Origin of the sequence: Subtercola vilae, from assembly GCF_004923255.1 — a bacterium.
Lineage (GTDB): Bacteria > Actinomycetota > Actinomycetes > Actinomycetales > Microbacteriaceae > Subtercola > Subtercola vilae.
Genome location: NZ_QYRT01000005.1, coordinates 96,480 through 114,970, shown reverse-complemented (window position 1 = coordinate 114,970; position 18,491 = coordinate 96,480). Strand labels below are relative to the sequence as shown.

Sequence of the window (18,491 nt, the reverse complement as noted above, 5' to 3'; positions counted from 1 at the left end):
AGAGCAAACGCCCAGAATGTCACGACACACTGGGGGCTTTGTGATTCGCAACGAGTGAGGTGCCATGGGTTCTCTCGGGAGCGCCAACATCATCACGGGCCCTCTCGTCATCATCGTCTACGCCGTCGCCCTGGTGTTGGCACTGTTCTTTCTGGCACAGAAGCCCGGCCCGCGGTGGCGTCGCCGAACCTACACCATCGTCGCAGTCGTCGTGGTGCTGGGCGGCGCTGGTCTCGGGTGGCTGATGACGTGGGTGTTCGACGTCTGGCTCGACGTCTTCGGCGTGGGTCTTTCGGCGAACACGATTGCGTGGGTCGCGGCGGGGTTCGCCGGCCTCGCTCTCGCCGTTGTGTCGTTCTTTCGTTCGCGGTGGTGGCGCCGGATCGCGGGCGTCGTCGGCATTGTCGTCTTCGCGGCGACAACCGCACTCAGCGTCAACATCGACATCGGTGAGTACCCGACGCTCGGCAGCGTGTTCGGCCAAAGCCCCGTCGATCCGCATCCGCTGCCGAGCTTGTCGCCGACGGTCGCTCTCAGCTCGCCGCTCATCGAGAGTTGGGTGCCCCCCGCGAACATGCCGCTCGCTGGCGAGGTCAGCACGGTGAGCATCCCGGGCAGAGTCTCGCACTTCGCCGCCCGCGACGCCGTGATCTACCTGCCGCCGGCCGCGCTCACGGCGCACCCGCCCGTTCTGCCGGTGGTGGTGACTCTCTCCGGCCAGCCCGGGTCTCCGTCAGACCCGCTCGTCTCGGGCCACCTGACCGAGACGCTCAATGCGTATGCCGCGGTGCACCACGGCCTGGCCCCGATCGTGGTCTCACCCGACCAGCTCAGCCAGTCTGATTACAACCCGATGTGCGTCGACGGCCCGCTCGGCAACTCTTCGACCTATCTGACGGTCGACGTGGTGGCATGGGTGACTGCGCACCTGCCGGTGAGTACTGACCCGGCACAGTGGGGCATAGCCGGGTTCTCGCAGGGCGGTACCTGTGCCATTCAACTGGGGGCGGCGCATCCGGAGTTGTTCCGTTCGATACTCGACGTCTCAGGCGAGTTGAAACCCGCCATCGGCGACGACGCGACTACCATAGCCACGGGGTTCGGCGGTGACGCGAAAGCGTATTCGAATGCACTGCCCCTCACTATTCTGAAGAAACACACACCATACGCGAGCACATTCGCAGTTTTCGCAGCGGGGGAGAACGATGCGATCTTCAAACCGTTCGCAGAGCAGATGACCGCGGCCGCCCGTGAAGCCGGTATGACGGCCTTGTACCTCGAGGCGCCGGGCAGCGCCCACGACTACACAACGGCCAGCTATGCGTTCGCGCACGGGTTCGACCTGCTGTCGGCGCGCTGGGGGTTGGGTTCGTGAAACAGATCCAATTCGGCCGGGGCGTGCGCGCCGTCGGTGCGTGGGCGCGCTCGATACCCTTCACCTGGGTGATTGCGGGCGTGGCCGTGGTCGTCGGCGTGTTGCAGGTGCTGTTCCACGCCTCGCTAGCGAAGCTGTTCGACAATATGCTCTCGCTGAGTTTCGACTCCGTGGTCAGCCAACACCACTGGTTCGCGTCGCTCACCTCGGTACTGTTTGCTCCTCGAGCGCTGAACATTCTCGTGGTGGTGCCCATCATCCTCATTGTGCTGGGCACGGCCGAACGACTGATGGGCACCTGGCGAGCCGTGCTCGCCTACGTGGTGGTCGCGGTGCTGGGCGGCACTCTCGGGCTCGCGCTGCAGGGAGCGGCGCTCTGGCTCAACATCGGTGTCGCCCAGCAGGTGCGCGGTCATTCCACCATCGATCCGCTGATTCCCATCGTCGGAACCATTATGGTGGCGAGCGCGTTCGCCACTCCTCTGCTTCGCCGGCGTATTCGGGTGATCGGCTTCGCTGCCCTTCTCATGTTCGTTCTGTACTCAGGCCAGCCGTCTGACCTCTACCGCACCCTCTCGGCCGTAGTGGGAGTGTTCCTGGGTGTGCTCATGCAGCACCTGCGTGCCCGGCGCCTCCTGGCCCGGTCTCCGGATGCCCCGCAGACGGCCCCGTTCGCACCCCGCCGCGCGGCGGGCGACCGGGGCTCGGGTCGTGCGTCGAGGGTGCTCCGCCGCAGCAGCCACCGCGAGCAACGCTCGCTGCTCGCCGCCATCGTGGCCATCACCGCGGTGGGCCCGCTCATCACCATCATCGCTCCGAACGGATTCGGCCCCCTGCAGCCGCTCGGGCTGCTGTTCAGTCAGACGCTGATGACCAACCAGGGCATCCGGCAGTCGATTGCGGGCGCGAACGGCCTGGTACCGTTCTGCGAGGTAACGAGCTATTCCGATGCCTGCGCCGATGCGTTCGCGTTGTCGCGTCTCGACGGGCTCGGCCCGGTGCTCGTCACTCTCTTGCCGCTGGTGGTGTTGCTGATCGCCGCGCTCGGCGTGGTGCGAGGGCGGCGCGTGGCGCTCTGGCTGGCCGTCGCCGTGAATGTGTTCCTCTCGATTCTCGGGATCATCTATTACGGTGTCTTTCCTGCGGTCGGCGCCAATTCCTTCTTCGATTTGTCGAACGGGCAGTTCGACCAGTACAGCGTGTCGGTGATCATCTCCGTGGCTGTGCCGCTCATGGTGGCCGCTCTGCTTCTGGTGAACCTCCGAATCCTCCCCCGCGAGACCCGGGCGGGCGCGGTGTGGAGCTTCTTCATGACCGTTGCTGTCGCATTCGTCGTGATCTCGGCGATCTATCTGGTCATCGCGTTTGCGATGAGGGCCCAGTTCTCGCCAGTCGTGTCGTTCACCGATTTACTCGCTGACCTGCCCGAACGATTCATGCCTGTCGGCTTTCTGTCGCTCGAGCGGGTCGACGTCTTTCCCCTCGGCGGTGGCGCGCAGTTCGTCTACGAGTGGGTGGGGCCGCTGTTCTGGTTCGTCGTGTGTGTGGCAGCGATACTTTCGATCTCGCACATCACACTCGGCTCGACAGTGAGCCAGGGCGCACGCATCCGGTCGCTGCTCTACGAAGGTGCCAGCGGCTCGCTGTCGTGGATGACCACCTGGAGCGGCCACCAGTACTGGTTCTCAGAGCACAGCACCGCGGCAGTCGCGTATCGCGTGATCAACGGCGTCGCCATTGCCACCGGCGAGCCGCTGGGGGCACCGGATGATCGGGTGCCGGCCATTGCCGAATTCGCCGAGTTCTGCACCAACCACGGCTGGACACCGGTGTTCTACGCCGTCTCCGGCACCCTGCAGCCGGTGTTCGACGAGTTGCACTGGTCGATGATGCAGATCGCCGAGGAGGCCGTGATCGACGTAGCCACCTTCTCGCTCGAGGGCAAGAAGATGCAAGACGTGCGCACCTCGATCAACAAGGCGGTCAAGCTCGGCGTGCGCGCCGAGTTCACTTCGTACGCGAGGTTGAGTGCGGCCCACGTCAACCAGATCCGAGAGATCTCCGAGGGCTGGGTGGCCGAGAAGAACCTGCCAGAGATGGGCTTCACGCTGGGCGGCATCGATGAGCTGACTGATCCCGATGTGCGGCTGATGCTCGCCATCGACGCCGACGAGAATGTGCTCGGTGTCACGAGCTGGCTGCCCACCTATCGCCGGGGCGTGGTGGTGGGGTATTCGCTCGACTTCATGCGGCGGGGGTCGAACACGATGAACGGTGTCATGGAGTTCACGCTGGCCGAGAGCATCCGGGCCGCCCGCGAACAGGGTCTGGAGTTCATCAGCCTGTCGGCAGCGCCGCTGGCCCAGAGCGAAAGCCAGAGACCGGGGGGCGAAGGCTCGGCAGCGGTCGTGCTCGGCATTCTCGGCCGCGCCCTCGAACCGGTGTACGGTTTTCAGTCGCTGCTCGCCTTCAAACAGAAGTTCCGGCCCGAACGGGTGCCGCTGTACCTCGCGTACGGCGACCCGCTCAGTCTGCCGGCGGTGGGGGTGAGCCTCGCACGCGCCTACGTTCCCACGTTCTCGGCGCGGCACGCGATCGGCTTTCTCACCCGCGGGTGACCCCCATCGGGTGACGTGACACAGCTGAGGGTGCTAGCGTTGAACTGTGTTTTTCGGTCTGCTCCTTCTTAGCTGCCGCGACGGGTCTTAACAGGCCTTCCCCGTCGCGGAGTCTGTCGTTGGCCCACCACCAGACAAGAGCTTTGCAAACAGGAGATGTGCACCATGTTCAACAACCAGACACCATCGGCCATGCCGACCCACAAGTATCGCCCGTACAAAGACACGTTCGCCGTCGATCTGCCCGACCGCACCTGGCCGTCGAAGACCATCACTGTGGCGCCACGCTGGTGCGCCGTCGATCTGCGTGACGGCAACCAGGCCCTCATCGACCCGATGAACCCCGAGCGCAAGCGCATCATGTTCGACCTGCTGGTGCGCATGGGCTACAAAGAGATCGAGATCGGCTTCCCGAGCGCGAGCCAGACGGACTTCGACTTCGTACGCAGCCTCATCGACGAGAACGCCATCCCCGACGACGTGACCATCCAGGTGCTGACGCAGGCCCGCGAGACGCTCATCGCGCGCACCTACGAGGCCATCGCGGGCGCAAAACAGGCCATCGTGCACCTCTACAACTCGACCAGCACGCTGCAGCGTGACGTGGTTTTCCGAAGCTCCAAGCAGGGCATCATCGACCTGGCGCTCGAGGGTGCGCGGCTCTGCCGCCAGTACGAGAAGACCATCCCCGAGACGGTCGTCTACTACGAGTACTCGCCCGAGAGCTACACCGGCACCGAGCTCGACTTCGCCCTCGACATCACCAACCAGGTCATCGAGGTGTTCGAGCCCACCGCTGAGCGAAAAGTCATCGTGAACCTGCCCTCCACCGTCGAGATGTCGACGCCGAACGTCTACGCCGACTCCATCGAGTGGATGTCGCGCCGCCTGGCCCACCGTGAGAACGTCATTCTCTCGCTGCACCCGCACAACGACCGAGGTACCGCCGTGGCGGCGGCCGAACTGGGCTACCTGGCCGGTGCCGACCGCATCGAAGGCTGCCTGTTCGGCAACGGTGAGCGCACCGGAAACGTCGACCTGGTCGCCCTCGGTATCAACCTGTTCACGCAGGGAATCGACCCGCAGATCGATTTCTCCGACCTCGACGCAGTTCGTCGCACGGCCGAGTACTGCACCCAGCTCAAGGTGCACGAGCGCAGCCCCTGGGCGGGCGACCTGGTCTACACCGCGTTCAGCGGCTCGCACCAAGACGCCATCAAGAAGGGTTTCGAGGCCATGGAGGCCGACGCTGCCGCGCAGGGCGTCGATGTCGACTCGCTGGTCTGGGCCGTGCCCTACCTGCCCATTGACCCGAAAGACCTCGGCCGGTCGTACGAAGCCGTGATCCGGGTCAACTCTCAGTCGGGCAAGGGCGGCGTGGCCTACCTGCTGAAGAACGACCACAAGCTCGACCTGCCGCGCCGCCTGCAGATCGAGTTCAGTGGTGTGGTTCAGGCCAAGACCGACGCCGAGGGTGGCGAGGTGACGAGCGAGCAGATCTGGTCGGTGTTCCAAGACGAGTACCTGCCGGCACCAGCCGAGCGTGCCGACGAACGCTGGGGCCGGTTCGAACTCACCCGCACCAGCACATCGAGCGACCTGAGCGGCGAGACCTCGCTCTCGGTCGCCCTGCGGGTGAGCGATGAGCACCGCGACATCGTCGGCCACGGCAACGGGCCCATCGCTGCCTTTCTCGATGTGCTCGCGCAAGAGGGTGTCGAGGTGCGGGTGTTCGACTATGTCGAGCACGCACTGAGCGCCGGCGGCGATGCTCTGGCAGCCGCCTATGTCGAGTGCCAGGTCGAGGGCGTCACCTACTGGGGCGTCGGAATCGATGCCGACATCTCCACCGCGTCGCTGAAAGCCGTCGTCAGTGCCGTGAACCGGGCGATTCGGGTCACCGGGCGCGACCGCGAACTGGCTTCGGTCTAGCTCGGTGCGGGGCTGGCTGGCCCTTTCGACCACGCGTTCTCAGGGGCGGGGCTTTGCGCGAAAGTGCAACCCCGTCACCCGGGGCATTCGGGGCAGCCGCTTGAGGGCGCGCTGCTCCGGCAGGCTCCAGCCGTACCTCACCGCCAGCAGCCGGATGAGCGTGGTGATGACTACGCAGACAATCGCCGCCGCCACCGCCGGTACCCCCAGCTTGAAGAGCACGAGCAACGTCGTGGCCCCCACGCCGGCCGCCACCGCGTAGAGCGACCCCACGTGCATCAGGCCGATGCGGGTGCCGAGCAGCAGGTCTCTGACGACTGATCCGCCGACGGCGCTCACCATGCCGATGAAGAGAGCCGGCACCACGGGCAACCCGAGCGACAGGGCCTTCGTGGTGCCGATTGCGCCGAAGAGGCCGATGGTCAGAGCATCCAGAATCGTGATCATCACATCGAGCCGGTTGAACAGCTGCACCAGCAGCATGCCCACCAGGGCCGAGATCACCGCCACGACGAGGTACCAGTTGGTGCTCAGTGCAACCAGCGGAACCACGAGGAAGATATCGCGGAGCAACCCACCGCCGAGTCCCGTGGCCACCCCGATGATGGCGATGCCGAGCAGGTCGAGGCGGCGGTCTCGAAAGCCAGAGGCGAACATGGCGCCCTGCAGCGAGCCCACCCCGACGGCAACGAGATCGGCCCAGAACGGAATAGCGAAGGTAGCGTCTGGCACCTCACGTTTCTACCATGCCGGGGTGGTTCGGGCCTCGATGTCAGCCGCAGGGCGGATAATTGCGGTGTGCCCCTCTACCGAGACGACGTGGTCGTGCTGCGCACCCACAAGCTGGGTGAAGCCGACCGCATCGTCACCATGCTCTCGCGGCAGAACGGCAAGATTCGCGCCGTAGCCAAAGGGGTGCGCCGCACCGCCTCGAAGTTCGGTGCCCGGCTCGAGCCGTTCATGGTGGCCGACGTGCAGTTCTTCGAGGGCCGCACGCTCGACACCATCACCCAGGCCGTGACCATCGCGTCGTACGGGGCCGACATCTCGGCCGACTACGCCAGCTACACGGCGGCCAGCGCGATGGTCGAGACGGCCGACAAGCTCACCGAGGCCGACGCCACGCAGCAGCAGTACCTGTTGCTCGTCGGGGCGCTCCGCTCGCTCTCGAGGGGGGAGCACGGTTCGAGCCTCACGCTCGACTCGTACCTGCTCCGTGCGCTGTCGCTCGCCGGCTGGGCCCCGAGCTTCTCCGACTGTGCGGTGTCGGGGGTTCCCGGCCCGCACTCGGCGTTCGTCGTGCAACTCGGCGGCGTGGTCAGCGACGCTCTGGCGCCGCCCGGTACGCCGCGACTCGACCACGAGACCCTGGGCCTGCTGTCGGCGCTGCTGTCAGGCGACTGGGTGACGGCCGACGCGGCGGGCGAGAGGGTACGATCGCAGGCCAGCGGTATTGTCGCGGCCTACACCCAGTGGCACCTCGAGCGGGGGCTGCGCTCGCTCGAACACGTCGACAGATCGAATTCCACCGTCAACACGAACAAGAAAGTGCCCGCTGCATGAGCCGAGTCGGCAAGACCTCACCCCTGGCCGCCGAGTTTCGGCCCCTCGACTACACGGGTGTCTACCCGCCCGCGATTGCGGCCAAAGAGGTTCCGGCGCACGTCGCTGTCGTGATGGACGGCAATGGGCGCTGGGCGAACAGCCGCGGCCTCACGCGGGTCGAGGGGCACAAGGCCGGAGAGGCGGCGTTGCTCGATGTGGTGGCGGGGGCCATCCAGATCGGCGTGAAACACCTCAGTGTGTACGCCTTCTCGACCGAGAACTGGAAGCGTTCGCCCGACGAGGTGCGCTTTCTGATGGGCTTCAACCGCGAAGTACTGCACCGGCGCCGCGACCAGCTCAACGAATGGGGCGTGCGGGTGCGCTGGGCGGGCCGGCGGCCGCGGCTCTGGGCGTCGGTGATCAACGAACTGCAGTTCGCCGAGCGTCTCACAGCCGACAATTCGACCCTGACCCTCACCATGTGCGTGAACTACGGCGGTCGCACCGAACTGGCCGATGCCGTGCAGCAGATCGCGGGCGAGGTGGCGGCCGGGCGGCTGAAGCCGAGCGGCATTTCAGAGAAGCTCATTCAGAAGCACCTGTACGTGCCTGACCTGCCCGACGTCGACCTGTTCGTGCGCAGCTCTGGTGAGCAGCGCACCAGCAACTTCATGCTGTGGCAGTCGGCGTACGCCGAGATGGTGTTTCTCGACCGGCTCTGGCCTGACTTCACCCGCGCCGACCTCTGGCAGGCCATCGAGCACTACACCGGGCGCACCCGCCGCTTCGGCGGCGCGATCGACGCGCCCACGGCCTGACGGCCAGGCACCCCATACCCTCCGCCCACGCCCACGCCGACGCCCGCCCACGCCCCACCCACGGCTCGACGTCGATGGTTCAGGCGCGCGGCTTCAGCGGGTCGGTGATGTCGGCGACGGTGGCGTCGAAGGCGGCGAGCAGAGGGTTCGCGTCGGTGAGTAGGCTGAGGCCGTGTGAGCCGGCTCCGAGCGCGACGCGTTTGCCGAGCATCCGTTCGTCGGCGAAGACGGGCAGGGGCGTGAGGCTGCCGAACGGGGTGATGGTGCCGCGTTCGTACCCGGTGGCTCCGAGCGCGAGGTCGGCGGAGGGCAGTGAGAGCTTGTTGACGCCGAGCAGTGCGCGGAGCTTCGACCAGCTGATCTGGCGGTCGCCCGGCACCAGGGCGAAGAGGTAGTCGCCGTCGTGGCGCTTCACGACCAGAGACTTGATCACGTCAGACGGCTCGAGCCCGAGCAGCGCTGCGGCCGCCTCGAGGCTGTCGGCTTGGGGGCGTTCGACGATCTCGATCTCGAGCGCGCGGGCGAGGGCATCGGTCTCGACGCGTTCGCGGCCGGTCGGGGTCTCGCGGCCGGTCGGGGTCACCTGGTCGGTGGTGGGCATGCTGTCGGTGGGGGTCATGCGCACGGAACCTGGGTCATACTGCTATCCAACCGCAGCGGGGGGAATACCCTTCCCACGGAGCCTGTTGCTCTGAACATGAGCGACATCACCGAGCTGTCCCCTGCTTCTGTCCCCTCCGCGATCAAGGTCGACGTGTGGTCTGACATTGCGTGCCCGTGGTGCTACATCGGCAAGCGTCGGCTCGAAGAGGGTGTTGCGGCGTATTCGGCGTCGCTGGGTGGTGTCGGTGCCGCCCTCGGATCCGATGGCGTGGCGGGTACGACTGCTGCCGACGGTTCGTCGACTCCGGATGCCCGGGGCACGGCCATCCCCGTCGAGATCGAGTACCACAGCTTCGAACTCTCACCCGATACGCCGGTCGACTTTGCGGGCACTGAGATCGAGTTTCTCGCCCAGCACAAAGGGTTCGCTCCCGCGCAGGTCGTCGAGATGCTCGAACGCGTCACCGGCATCGCCGAAAGCGTGGGCCTGCACTACGACTACGACGCCCTGCAGCACACGAATACCGTGAAGGCGCACCAGGTCATTCACTACGCCAAGGCGCACGGAGTGCAGCTCGCGGCGAAGGAACGGCTGCTGAAGGCGTACTTCGAAGAGGGCAAGCACGTGGGTCGCGACGAAGACCTCGCCGACCTGGCCGCCGAGATCGGGCTCGATCGCGACGACGTTCTGCGCTCGCTGGGCGAGAACGAGTACCTCGACGCGGTGCGCGCCGACCAGGCGCAGGCCATCGCCTACGGTATCCAGGGCGTGCCCTTCTTCGTGTTCGATCAGAAGTACGGCGTCTCGGGCGCCCAGGAGGCGGCGGCGTTCGCCGAGGTTCTGGGTCAGCTGACCGCCGAGCGGGCCGAACTCGCAGCTGCGTCGGCCGACGCCGGAGCCGCACGATGAGCGCTCTGCAGGGGCCCACGCTCGCATCGATCGGGGCGGGGTCGCCGCTGTTGCAGATGCTCGGCACCGATTCGCCCGACGGCATGGTCTGTGATGTGAACGGCGTGTGCGCCATACCGGGCCTGGCCGCATCTGACGGGCCCGTGTCGGCCGGCGACGACTCCTCCACAACGCAGGAGACATGACGCTTCTGCACCGGGTGGGCCCTGTCGGCACACAGACGGTCAAACTCTGGGAGAATTGACGTGATGCCAGCTACACCGACTCTCGCCCCCGCACCGACACTCGCACCGAAGCTCACGATCGGCCCGATCACCCTCGACGTGCCCGTTGTTCTCGCGCCCATGGCCGGAATCACGAACACCGCTTATCGCAGGCTCTGCCGCGAGTACGGCGCGGGCCTGTATGTGAGTGAGATGATCACCAGTCGGGCGCTCGTCGAGCGAACCCCCGAGTCGATGCGGCTCATCGCGCACCACCCCTCAGAGACCACTCGCTCCATTCAGCTCTACGGTGTCGACCCCAAGACAATGGCCGAGGCCGTCACCATGCTGGTGGCCGAAGACCGCGCCGACCACATCGACATGAACTTCGGCTGCCCTGTTCCGAAGGTCACCCGGCGCGGCGGCGGGGCTGCCCTGCCGTGGAAGAGCGACCTCTTTCGTTCCATCGTCGAGGCAGCGGTGACGGCGGCCGGCGACATCCCGGTCACGGTCAAGATGCGCAAGGGTATCGACGACAACCACCTCACGTACCTCGAAGCCGCGCGTGCCGCCGAGGGGGCTGGGGTCGCCTCGATCGCCCTGCACGCCCGAACCGCTGGCGACTTCTACTCCGGCCAGGCCGACTGGTCGGCCATCACCAAACTCAAAGAGACCATCACGAGTGTTCCGGTGCTCGGCAACGGCGACATCTGGTCGGCCGACGATGCGCTCCGCATGGTCGACGAGACCGGTTGCGACGGTGTCGTCGTGGGCCGCGGCTGCCTCGGTCGGCCGTGGTTGTTCGGCGACCTTGCGGCGGCGTTCCGCCACCGGGCCGGCGAGATCACCGATGCCGAGGCGACTGCAGCCCGCGCGTTCCCGCCGCTCGGCCAGGCCGCAGAGGCGCTTCGCCGCCACGCCGAGCTGCTCACCGAGTTCTACGACGGCGAAGAGCGGGCGTGCCGCGACATCCGCAAGCACGTCGCATGGTACTTCAAGGGCTACCCGGTCGGCCACGAGGTGCGTGCCGCCCTCGCCATGGTCACCACGCTCGCCGAGATGGATGACCTGCTGGCCACCCTCGACCCCACTCTGCCCTACCCCGGAATCGATGCCGAGGGCCCCCGCGGCCGAGCCGGTCGCCCCAAGCGCCCGGCCCTGCCCGACAAGTGGCTCGACTCACGCACACTCGACACCACGGGCCGCGCCGAACTCGCCGGTGCCGAAGTGGAGCACAGCGGTGGCTGAACGGGTGGCGGTAGCCAGCGGGTACACGCTGCACGACACCGAGCGGCCCCAGCCCGAAGAGCACTACAGCCGGCGCAGCGATTTCGCGAGAGACCGGGCGCGTCTGCTGCACTCCGGCGCGCTCAGGCGGCTCGCCGCCAAGACGCAGGTGCTCTCTCCGGCGGCCGACCTCGACTTTGCGCGCAACCGTCTCACGCATTCGCTCGAAGTGGCCCAGGTCGGGCGGGAGTTGGCGGCGAGCCTCGGGCTCGACCCCGACGTGGTCGACACCGCGTGCCTTGCACACGACCTCGGGCATCCGCCCTTCGGGCACAACGGCGAGCGGGCCCTCTCAGAGTGGGCGGCCGACATCGGCGGCTTCGAGGGCAACGCGCAGAGCCTGCGCATTCTCACGCGGCTCGAGCCCAAGGTGTTCGGGGCTGATGGCGCCTCCTTCGGGTTGAACCTCACCCGCGCGAGCCTCGATGCGAGTTGCAAGTACCCATGGTCGGTCGCTGATGCGGTGACTGACGCCAGCGGTCGGCAGAAGTTCGGCGTCTACGCCGACGACATACCGGTGTTCACCTGGTTGCGTGAGGGCGCGCCCGTCGGGGCGCTCTGCGTCGAGGCGCAGGTGATGGACTTGTCAGACGACATCGCGTATTCGGTACACGACTTCGAAGACGCGGTTCTGAACGGCTACATCGACGTGCCGGCCCTTGGCAGCAGGGTCAACCACGACGAACTGGTCACAAGCATGCATTCGTGGGTGGGCGGTTCATTCAGCCACGCCGAGCTCATCGCGGCATTCGACCGGCTCGACTCGCTCGACGTGTGGATCGACGAATGGAACGGCAGCAGAGTCGACCAGGCGAAGCTCAAGAACCTCACCAGCCAGCTCATCGGTCGATTTGCGGGCGCAGCCACTCACGCCACGCGCGAGGCATACAGCTCAGAGAATCTCATTCGTTTCGGAGCCGACATTGTGGTGCCGCGCTCGGTATCGGCTGAGATCGCCGTGCTCAAGGGCATCGTCGCTGCCTTTGTCATGTCGAGCACGAAGCGCAAGCCCATCTACCGCAGACAACGGGCCCTGCTCGTCGATCTTGCCGAACTGCTGCTCGCCACAGGCGAGACGAACCTCGAACCGGCCTTCAGGGGCGACTGGGCCGCCGCCGAGGGCGACAGTGCCCGCAAGCGGGTCGTCGTCGACCAGGTTGCCAGCCTCACCGACCAGTCGGCGCTCTCGTGGCACGCCCGGCTCGTGCCGGGTCGAGAGTAGGGCGTCGTGGCAGGGCTCATCCGGCGTGCCGACATAGACGAGGTGCGCTCTCGTGTGAACATCGCCGACATCGTGGGCGAATTCGTCACCCTGAAGAGCGCCGGGGTCGGCTCAATGAAGGGGCTCTGCCCCTTTCATGACGAGCGTTCGCCTAGCTTCCACGTGCGCCCGCAGGTCGGCTTCTACCACTGCTTCGGTTGCGGCGAAGGCGGCGATGTCTTCACCTTCCTGCAGAAGATGGATCACCTCACCTTCAGCGAGGCGGTCGAGCGCCTCGCTGGCAGCATCGGCTTCGAGCTGCACTACCAAGACGGCGGCCAGGCCAGCGACCACACCAACCGTGCACGGCTGCTCGCTGCCAATGAGGCAGCACGCGAGTGGTTCATCGAGCAGCTGATGACAGAAGGGGCGGATGCCGGGCGGCGCTTTCTCGGCGAACGCGGTTTTGACGCTGCCGCAGCCGAACGTTTCGGCGTGGGCTACGCCCCGCAGGGGTGGGACAACCTTGGCAAACACCTGCGCACCCGCGGGTTCACGACCGAAGAGCTCAGCACCGCGGGTCTCACAAGCCAAGGCGACCGGGGCTCGTACGACCGGTTTCGTGGGCGTCTCGTCTGGCCCATCCGTGATCAGACCGGCCAGACCGTGGGGTTCGGCGCCCGGCGCCTGTTCGACGACGACAAGGGGCCGAAATACCTCAACACCCCCGAGACGCCGGTGTACCACAAGTCGCAGGTGCTCTACGGGCTCGACCTGGCGAAGCGAGACATCTCACGAAGTCGCCAGGTGGTCGTGGTCGAGGGCTACACCGACGTGATGGCCTGTCATCTCGCTGGGGTCACCACCGCGGTTGCCACCTGCGGCACCGCGTTCGGGGTCGATCACATCAAGATCATGCGGCGCATCCTCGGCGACGACACCGCCGGCCTCGGCGAAGTGGTCTTCACCTTCGACCCCGACGCCGCGGGCCAGAAGGCCGCCCTCCGCGCCTTCAGCGAGGAGCAGCGCTTCGCCGCGCAGACCTACGTGGCCGTGGCGCCCGACGGTCTCGACCCGTGCGACCTGCGCCTGAACCGCGGTGACGATGCGGTGCGCCGGCTCGTGAAGTCGAAGAAGCCCATGTTCGAGTTCGTCATTCGCCAGAAGCTCTCGAACTACGACCTCAATACCGTCGAGGGCCGGGTGGCGGCCTTGCGAGAAGCTGCACCGGTTGTGGCCGACATTCGAGACCCCGCGCTTCGCCCGGGGTACACGCGCGAACTCGCGGGCATGCTGGGTGTTGAGATCGGCGATGTCGAGCGAGCTATTCAGGCAAGCAGCACCGCGGGTGCGAGTGACGCCCGCAAGGCCGCTGTCGACCGCGACAGCCGTGACCGGGCGACCCGGCAGGGCGACAACGCGCAGAGCCAGGGCGTGCAGGGCGGCGGCGGGCAGGGCGACAGTCGCGATCGCGGCGGTCAGGGTGGCTCTGGCCAGCTCCGCGATCAGCGCCCAGGCGCCCCCTCGGGGGTGGGTGATGCCCCACTCGCGCGGGTCTTCTCGCTCACCGATCTGCCCATCACCACATCATCGAGGCTCGAACGCGACGCGCTCATGGCCATGCTGCAGTACCCGAAGTCGGTGGGTAAAGACCTCATCGCGCGCGCCTCGACCGTGAGCTTCAGCAACGCCCCGCTCGCCGCTGTGCGGAACGCCATAGCGGCCTCCCTCGACCTCTTCGACCAGCCCGACTGGGTATCGGCCGTCGCTTCGTCGCTTGACCCCGAGTACTCGACCCTCGTGGGGCAACTCGCCGTGGCGCCCATTCCCGAACGGCCAGAGCGAGAGCTCGACGTCTACCTCAGACGAGTGACGTCGTCGCTCATCGAGCGTCACCTGGTACGCCGCAAAGAAGAGCTGCTCGGGCAGTTGTACCGTATCGATTCCAGCGTCGACCCCGAAGGCTACCGACGCATCCAGCGCGAACTGATGAACGTCGAGGCCGAGCGGCGCACGCTGAACGGTGAGTAGCGCATGCCGACGGCCCGGTATTCACGGCGCGGGGCGGGCCGGCTCGCAGCATGTCGGGTTAAGCTCATGCAATGAGTGAGCCCGTGCTGGTCGCGTCTGACGTGACCATCGAGTACCCCGCCCACAGTGTGAGCGCCGCCTACACCGCCGTGCGAGGGGTGAGTCTGCGCATTGAGCCCGGTGAGATCATCGGCCTGGTCGGGTCGAGCGGGTCAGGCAAATCGACGTTCGCGCAGGTTGCCGCGGGCCAGGCTGGCCGGGGTTCGCGCGAATCTGTTCCCCGCATCGTGGGGGGAGGGCTCCGCACCCTTGGTTTCGACCTCCGCAAAGGCGTGCGCGGCCGCACGTTCAACAAACTGACCTTCGGGGTCGGCTACCTGCCACAAGACTCCTCGAGCGATCTCACCTCGAACATGACCATCGCCGAGTCGATCGCCGAGCCGCTCTTCTCACGAGACAAACGTTACAACGAGAAAGACGCGAGCCTGCGGGTCGCCACGCTTCTGGATGCCCTGCTGCTGCCGGTCGGCACAGCCCGCAAGTTGCCCCACGAACTCTCGAGCGGGCAGCGCCAGCGGGTCGCCATCGCACGGTCGCTCATCCTCGATCCCGTGTTCTACGTCGCAGACGAGCCCACCGCCGGAGTGGATGTCTCCGTTCGCGGCCCTGTCATCGACGTCATCTCTCAACTCCAGCGCGACCGCGGCGCGACGACGCTCATCGTGAGCCACGATCTCGAGGTGCTCAGGCGCTCGGTCGACCGCATCGTGGTGCTGCACGAGGGTGTGGTTGTGGGCCTCGGTACGATTGATGACGTGCTGAACGATCCGCGGCATCCCTACGTCGCCGGCCTCGCCAAGGCCATCGGCGGCCGCGGGCAGTGAGCGGAGCACACCTCACCTGACGACGACGGAGACGAATGAGTACCTCTCGCTACGACCAGCCCAGTACCGCCGGCCCCCTGGCCGGGCAGCACGCGGCGGTTCTTTCGATCGACGTGACACCCGTCGCCGATGAGCTTCGCCCGACACCGGGCCCCATCGCCATCCTTCCCACCCCCAACGCCCTGTTCGTTGATGCGGTCACCGCGGGCGGGGGTGTCGTGGCCGCGATCAGCGCCGAGACGCGGGCGATCGTCTGGCTCACCTCCGTCAACGCCGACGATCTCGCCGTACACCTGCAGGCCAACCCGCAGGTGCAGTGGGTGCAGCTGCCCTGGGCGGGTGTCGACGCATTTGCAGAGCTTCTGAAAATCCAGGACAGGCCTCATCTGCTCTGGACCAGTGCCAAAGGCGCCTACGCGCAGCCGGTCGCAGAACACGCGCTCATGCTCATTCTCGCGCTCATGCGCCGCATTCCCGAGCGGGTGCGGGCGACGTCGTGGGCGCCATCGACGGGGGAGTCGTTCTACAGCCGCAGCGTCGTCATCATCGGCGCTGGGGGTATCGCGGTCGAGCTGCTGAGGCTCTTCGAACCGTTCGGTGTCACCACCACCGTTGTCAGGCGCAGTACAGCGCCTCTCGCGGGCGCCGCGCGCACGGTGGCAACCGAGTCGCTCGACGAAGTGCTGCCGGGGGCTGACGTGGTCATCGTGGCCGCCGCCATGACGGGAGACACCCGTCACCTCATCGGTGCGAAGCAACTCGCCCTGATGAAGCCCTCAGCCTTTCTCATCAACATCGCCCGCGGCGGTCTGGTCGACACGGATGCCCTCACCGAAGCACTGGCGAGCGGCCAGATCGCGGGTGCGGGCATCGATGTCTCTGATCCGGAGCCACTGCCCGACGGGCATCCGCTCTGGTCGGAGCCGAACATCATCATCACGCCCCACAGCGCAGACACCCCGGAGATGACGGCACCGCTGCTCGCCGCCCGCCTGCAGCAGAACGTCGAAGCATTTCTCGGTTCCGGAGGATTCGTCGGAGTTGTCGACCCGCAAGCGGGGTACTAAGCTCGCGGAGGCAGTTGTTCGTGTGAACGTCAGAAGCTTCTCGTACCGGGAGGCGGCCGACCAAGCACGTGGCAGATTCGTGATAACGTAATCAAGCTGTTTCAGCATTCCTCGATAGCTCAATTGGCAGAGCAGCCGGCTGTTAACCGGCAGGTTCTTGGTTCGAGTCCAAGTCGGGGAGCGAAAAGGTCGTCAGGGCTCCACCCCGGCGGCCTTTTTTGTTGCCCAGACGTCTTTGCCGGGTTGTCGGCGGGCGAACCGCTCCCGCGTCGCGGCGCCACCACACCCGCATTTGCGACTCGGCCGGGCATCCAACACACTGTCAGAGTGCCCGAAACCCCCGCCACCCGTACCGCGCTGCGAGCCGGTGTCGCCGTCGGGGTGGCCACTGCAGCGTACGGAATCTCTTTCGGCGCCCTCTCCGTCGCTGCCGGTCTCGACGTCTGGCAGACCTGCTTTCTGAGCCTCGTGATGTTCACCGGCGGTTCGCAGTTCGCGTTCATCGGCGTGATTGCGGCCGGCGGGCTCGCTGCAGCGCCGAGCGCCATCGCCAGCTCAACCCTGCTGGGTTCCCGCAACGTGATCTACGCGCTCCGAATGTCGCCGGTCGTCGGCTCCGGCTGGTTCACCCGACTTGCCGCCGCACACCTCACCATCGACGAGTCGGTAGCCGTCTCGACCGCCCAGCCCACGCTGAAGGCCCAGCGCGTGGGGTTCTGGATGACCGGCCTGGTGGTCTTCGTCGGCTGGAACCTCACCACCCTCGTCGGCGCCCTCATCGGAAACCTGATCGGCGATGTGAGTGCCTACGGACTCGACGCAGCCGCAGCAGCCGCCTTCCTCGGGCTGCTCTGGCCCCGCCTGAAGCAGTTGCAGGCCCAGGCCGTCGCCGTACTGGCCGCCGTGGCCGCGGCGCTGCTGACGCCCGTTCTGACGCCCGGGGTTCCCGTGCTCGTCGCCGCCATCGTCGCCGTGGTGTTCGGTCTCACCAACTGGCTCGGCCCGAAGACAGGCGACCAGACCGCAGAGTCGCCGCCCATCGAAGGCATGCCGTCGTGACGCTCTGGCAGCTCATCATTCTGGCGTCGATCGTGTGCTTCGCGCTGAAGTTCGCCGGCTACCTCATCCCGCCCGCACTCATCCAGCGGCCCACCCCGGCGCGCGTGGCGAACCTGCTCACCGTGGCGCTGCTCGCGGGCCTCATCGCCGTGCAGACCTTCGGCAAGGGCGAGCACCTGGTTCTGGATGCCCGTGTGTCAGCGATTCTCGCCGCAGCCGGCCTCTACGCGCTGAAGGTGCCGTTCATCGTGGTGGTGATCGTGGCGGCAGCACTCGCCGCCGGCATCCGGGCGCTCACCTGACGCGGGTCAGCTCCTACCAGAAACGTCAGGCCCACTAGAAACGTCAGGCCCACCAGAAACGTCAGGCCCCACCCTCGAACGTGTCGACCCCGGGCATCCAGCTCTGGCCGGGGCTGCCCCAGCTGCGCTTGCGCGAGATCTTCGCCGCCGCCTTGGCATACGGAAACTCGAGGCGGTCGACGTACAGGTACCCGTTGAGATGGTCGAATTCGTGCTGGAAGATGCGTGCCAGCCACCCGCTCGCCTCGACCTCGAACGCCACGCCATCGACGTCGAACGCTCGCAGCACCGCGTCGGACGAGCGCACCAGCGGAAACCGTTCGCCGGGAAACGAAAGGCAGCCCTCTGAATCGGTATCTTCGTCGGCGTCGGCCACCGGGGGCGGGCTGATCAGCAGAACCGGGTTGATGGCCGCGCCGCTGTGCACCACCGCATCCGAGTCGGTGTACTCGTAGACGAACAGCCGAAGCGGCACCCCCACCTGCGGCGCAGCGAGACCGACGCCTGGCGCGGCGTGCATCGTGTCGATCATGTTCGCCACCAGTTCGTGCAGCTCGGCATCGAAGGCGGTCACGGGCAGGGCGGGAGCGTGCAGAACAGCATCACCCGAGATACGAATGGGAAGAACGGCCATTCGCTAAGCCTATCCGCGCACT

General features: G+C 66.6%; 17 protein-coding genes and 1 tRNA gene. 15 read left to right on the top strand and 3 right to left on the bottom strand.

The window, feature by feature from the left end:
- Positions 1-64 precede the first annotated feature (64 nt).
- From D4765_RS03955 to leuA, 3 genes are all read left to right on the top strand, one after another.
- Positions 65-1,375 carry an alpha/beta hydrolase gene (locus tag D4765_RS03955; RefSeq protein WP_136640917.1) on the top strand — a complete coding sequence of 437 codons (1,311 nt, stop codon included), beginning with the start codon at positions 65-67 and terminating at the stop codon, positions 1,373-1,375.
- Positions 1,372-3,993, top strand: coding sequence for a bifunctional lysylphosphatidylglycerol flippase/synthetase MprF (locus D4765_RS03950; protein WP_136640916.1), 2,622 nt, complete (start codon positions 1,372-1,374; stop codon positions 3,991-3,993). The genes D4765_RS03955 and D4765_RS03950 overlap by 4 nt, the downstream gene beginning before the upstream one ends.
- Before the next feature lie 165 nt (positions 3,994-4,158).
- On the top strand, positions 4,159-5,925 hold the full coding sequence (gene leuA, locus D4765_RS03945; RefSeq protein ID WP_136640915.1) for a 2-isopropylmalate synthase: 1,767 nt from the start codon (positions 4,159-4,161) through the stop codon (positions 5,923-5,925).
- A 39-nt stretch (positions 5,926-5,964) separates the two neighbouring features.
- On the opposite strand, the gene D4765_RS03940 is transcribed toward leuA, so the two are convergent.
- Complete coding sequence (locus D4765_RS03940; RefSeq protein WP_136640914.1) at positions 5,965-6,657, bottom strand: trimeric intracellular cation channel family protein; 693 nt, start codon at positions 6,655-6,657, stop codon at positions 5,965-5,967.
- A gap of 66 nt (positions 6,658-6,723) precedes the next feature.
- On the opposite strand from D4765_RS03940, the gene recO reads away from it, so the two are divergent.
- Positions 6,724-7,488, top strand: a complete 765-nt coding sequence (recO, locus tag D4765_RS03935; RefSeq protein ID WP_136640913.1) for a DNA repair protein RecO — start codon at positions 6,724-6,726, stop codon at positions 7,486-7,488.
- Positions 7,485-8,288 (top strand): isoprenyl transferase, encoded by an 804-nt coding sequence (locus D4765_RS03930; RefSeq protein WP_136640912.1) that lies wholly within the window; start codon positions 7,485-7,487, stop codon positions 8,286-8,288. The genes recO and D4765_RS03930 overlap by 4 nt, the downstream gene beginning before the upstream one ends.
- A gap of 79 nt (positions 8,289-8,367) precedes the next feature.
- Here the strand turns inward: D4765_RS03930 and D4765_RS03925 are convergent, their stop codons facing one another.
- Positions 8,368-8,889, bottom strand: a complete 522-nt coding sequence (locus tag D4765_RS03925) for an aminoacyl-tRNA deacylase (RefSeq protein ID WP_136640965.1) — start codon at positions 8,887-8,889, stop codon at positions 8,368-8,370.
- Between the two features lie 96 nt (positions 8,890-8,985).
- On the opposite strand from D4765_RS03925, the gene D4765_RS03920 reads away from it, so the two are divergent.
- From D4765_RS03920 to D4765_RS03875, 10 genes are all read left to right on the top strand, one after another.
- The gene (locus D4765_RS03920) at positions 8,986-9,801 is read left to right on the top strand and encodes a DsbA family oxidoreductase (protein WP_136640911.1); all 816 of its coding nucleotides are present in this window, start codon (positions 8,986-8,988) and stop codon (positions 9,799-9,801) included.
- Complete coding sequence (locus D4765_RS03915) at positions 9,798-9,986, top strand: hypothetical protein (protein WP_136640910.1); 189 nt, start codon at positions 9,798-9,800, stop codon at positions 9,984-9,986. The genes D4765_RS03920 and D4765_RS03915 overlap by 4 nt, the downstream gene beginning before the upstream one ends.
- Before the next feature lie 63 nt (positions 9,987-10,049).
- Positions 10,050-11,252: a tRNA dihydrouridine synthase DusB gene (dusB, locus tag D4765_RS03910; protein WP_237280242.1), complete on the top strand. Its 1,203-nt coding sequence runs from the start codon at positions 10,050-10,052 to the stop codon at positions 11,250-11,252.
- Positions 11,245-12,513 (top strand): deoxyguanosinetriphosphate triphosphohydrolase, encoded by a 1,269-nt coding sequence (locus D4765_RS03905; protein ID WP_237280241.1) that lies wholly within the window; start codon positions 11,245-11,247, stop codon positions 12,511-12,513. Before dusB ends, D4765_RS03905 begins: the two co-directional genes overlap by 8 nt.
- Before the next feature lie 6 nt (positions 12,514-12,519).
- Positions 12,520-14,523, top strand: coding sequence for a DNA primase (gene dnaG, locus D4765_RS03900; RefSeq protein ID WP_136640908.1), 2,004 nt, complete (start codon positions 12,520-12,522; stop codon positions 14,521-14,523).
- Between the two features lie 71 nt (positions 14,524-14,594).
- Entirely contained in the window at positions 14,595-15,407 is an 813-nt protein-coding gene (locus D4765_RS03895) for an ATP-binding cassette domain-containing protein (protein WP_136640907.1), read from the top strand.
- Between the two features lie 35 nt (positions 15,408-15,442).
- Complete coding sequence (locus D4765_RS03890; protein ID WP_136640906.1) at positions 15,443-16,474, top strand: D-isomer specific 2-hydroxyacid dehydrogenase family protein; 1,032 nt, start codon at positions 15,443-15,445, stop codon at positions 16,472-16,474.
- Positions 16,475-16,582: 108 nt separating this feature from the next.
- A tRNA-Asn gene (locus tag D4765_RS03885) sits at positions 16,583-16,655 on the top strand.
- A 146-nt stretch (positions 16,656-16,801) separates the two neighbouring features.
- Entirely contained in the window at positions 16,802-17,533 is a 732-nt protein-coding gene (locus D4765_RS03880; protein ID WP_161580351.1) for an AzlC family ABC transporter permease, read from the top strand.
- Positions 17,530-17,835, top strand: coding sequence for an AzlD domain-containing protein (locus D4765_RS03875; protein ID WP_136640904.1), 306 nt, complete (start codon positions 17,530-17,532; stop codon positions 17,833-17,835). The genes D4765_RS03880 and D4765_RS03875 overlap by 4 nt, the downstream gene beginning before the upstream one ends.
- Positions 17,836-17,896: 61 nt before the next feature.
- Here the strand turns inward: D4765_RS03875 and def are convergent, their stop codons facing one another.
- Positions 17,897-18,469, bottom strand: coding sequence for a peptide deformylase (gene def, locus D4765_RS03870; protein ID WP_136640903.1), 573 nt, complete (start codon positions 18,467-18,469; stop codon positions 17,897-17,899).
- Positions 18,470-18,491: the final 22 nt, after the last annotated feature.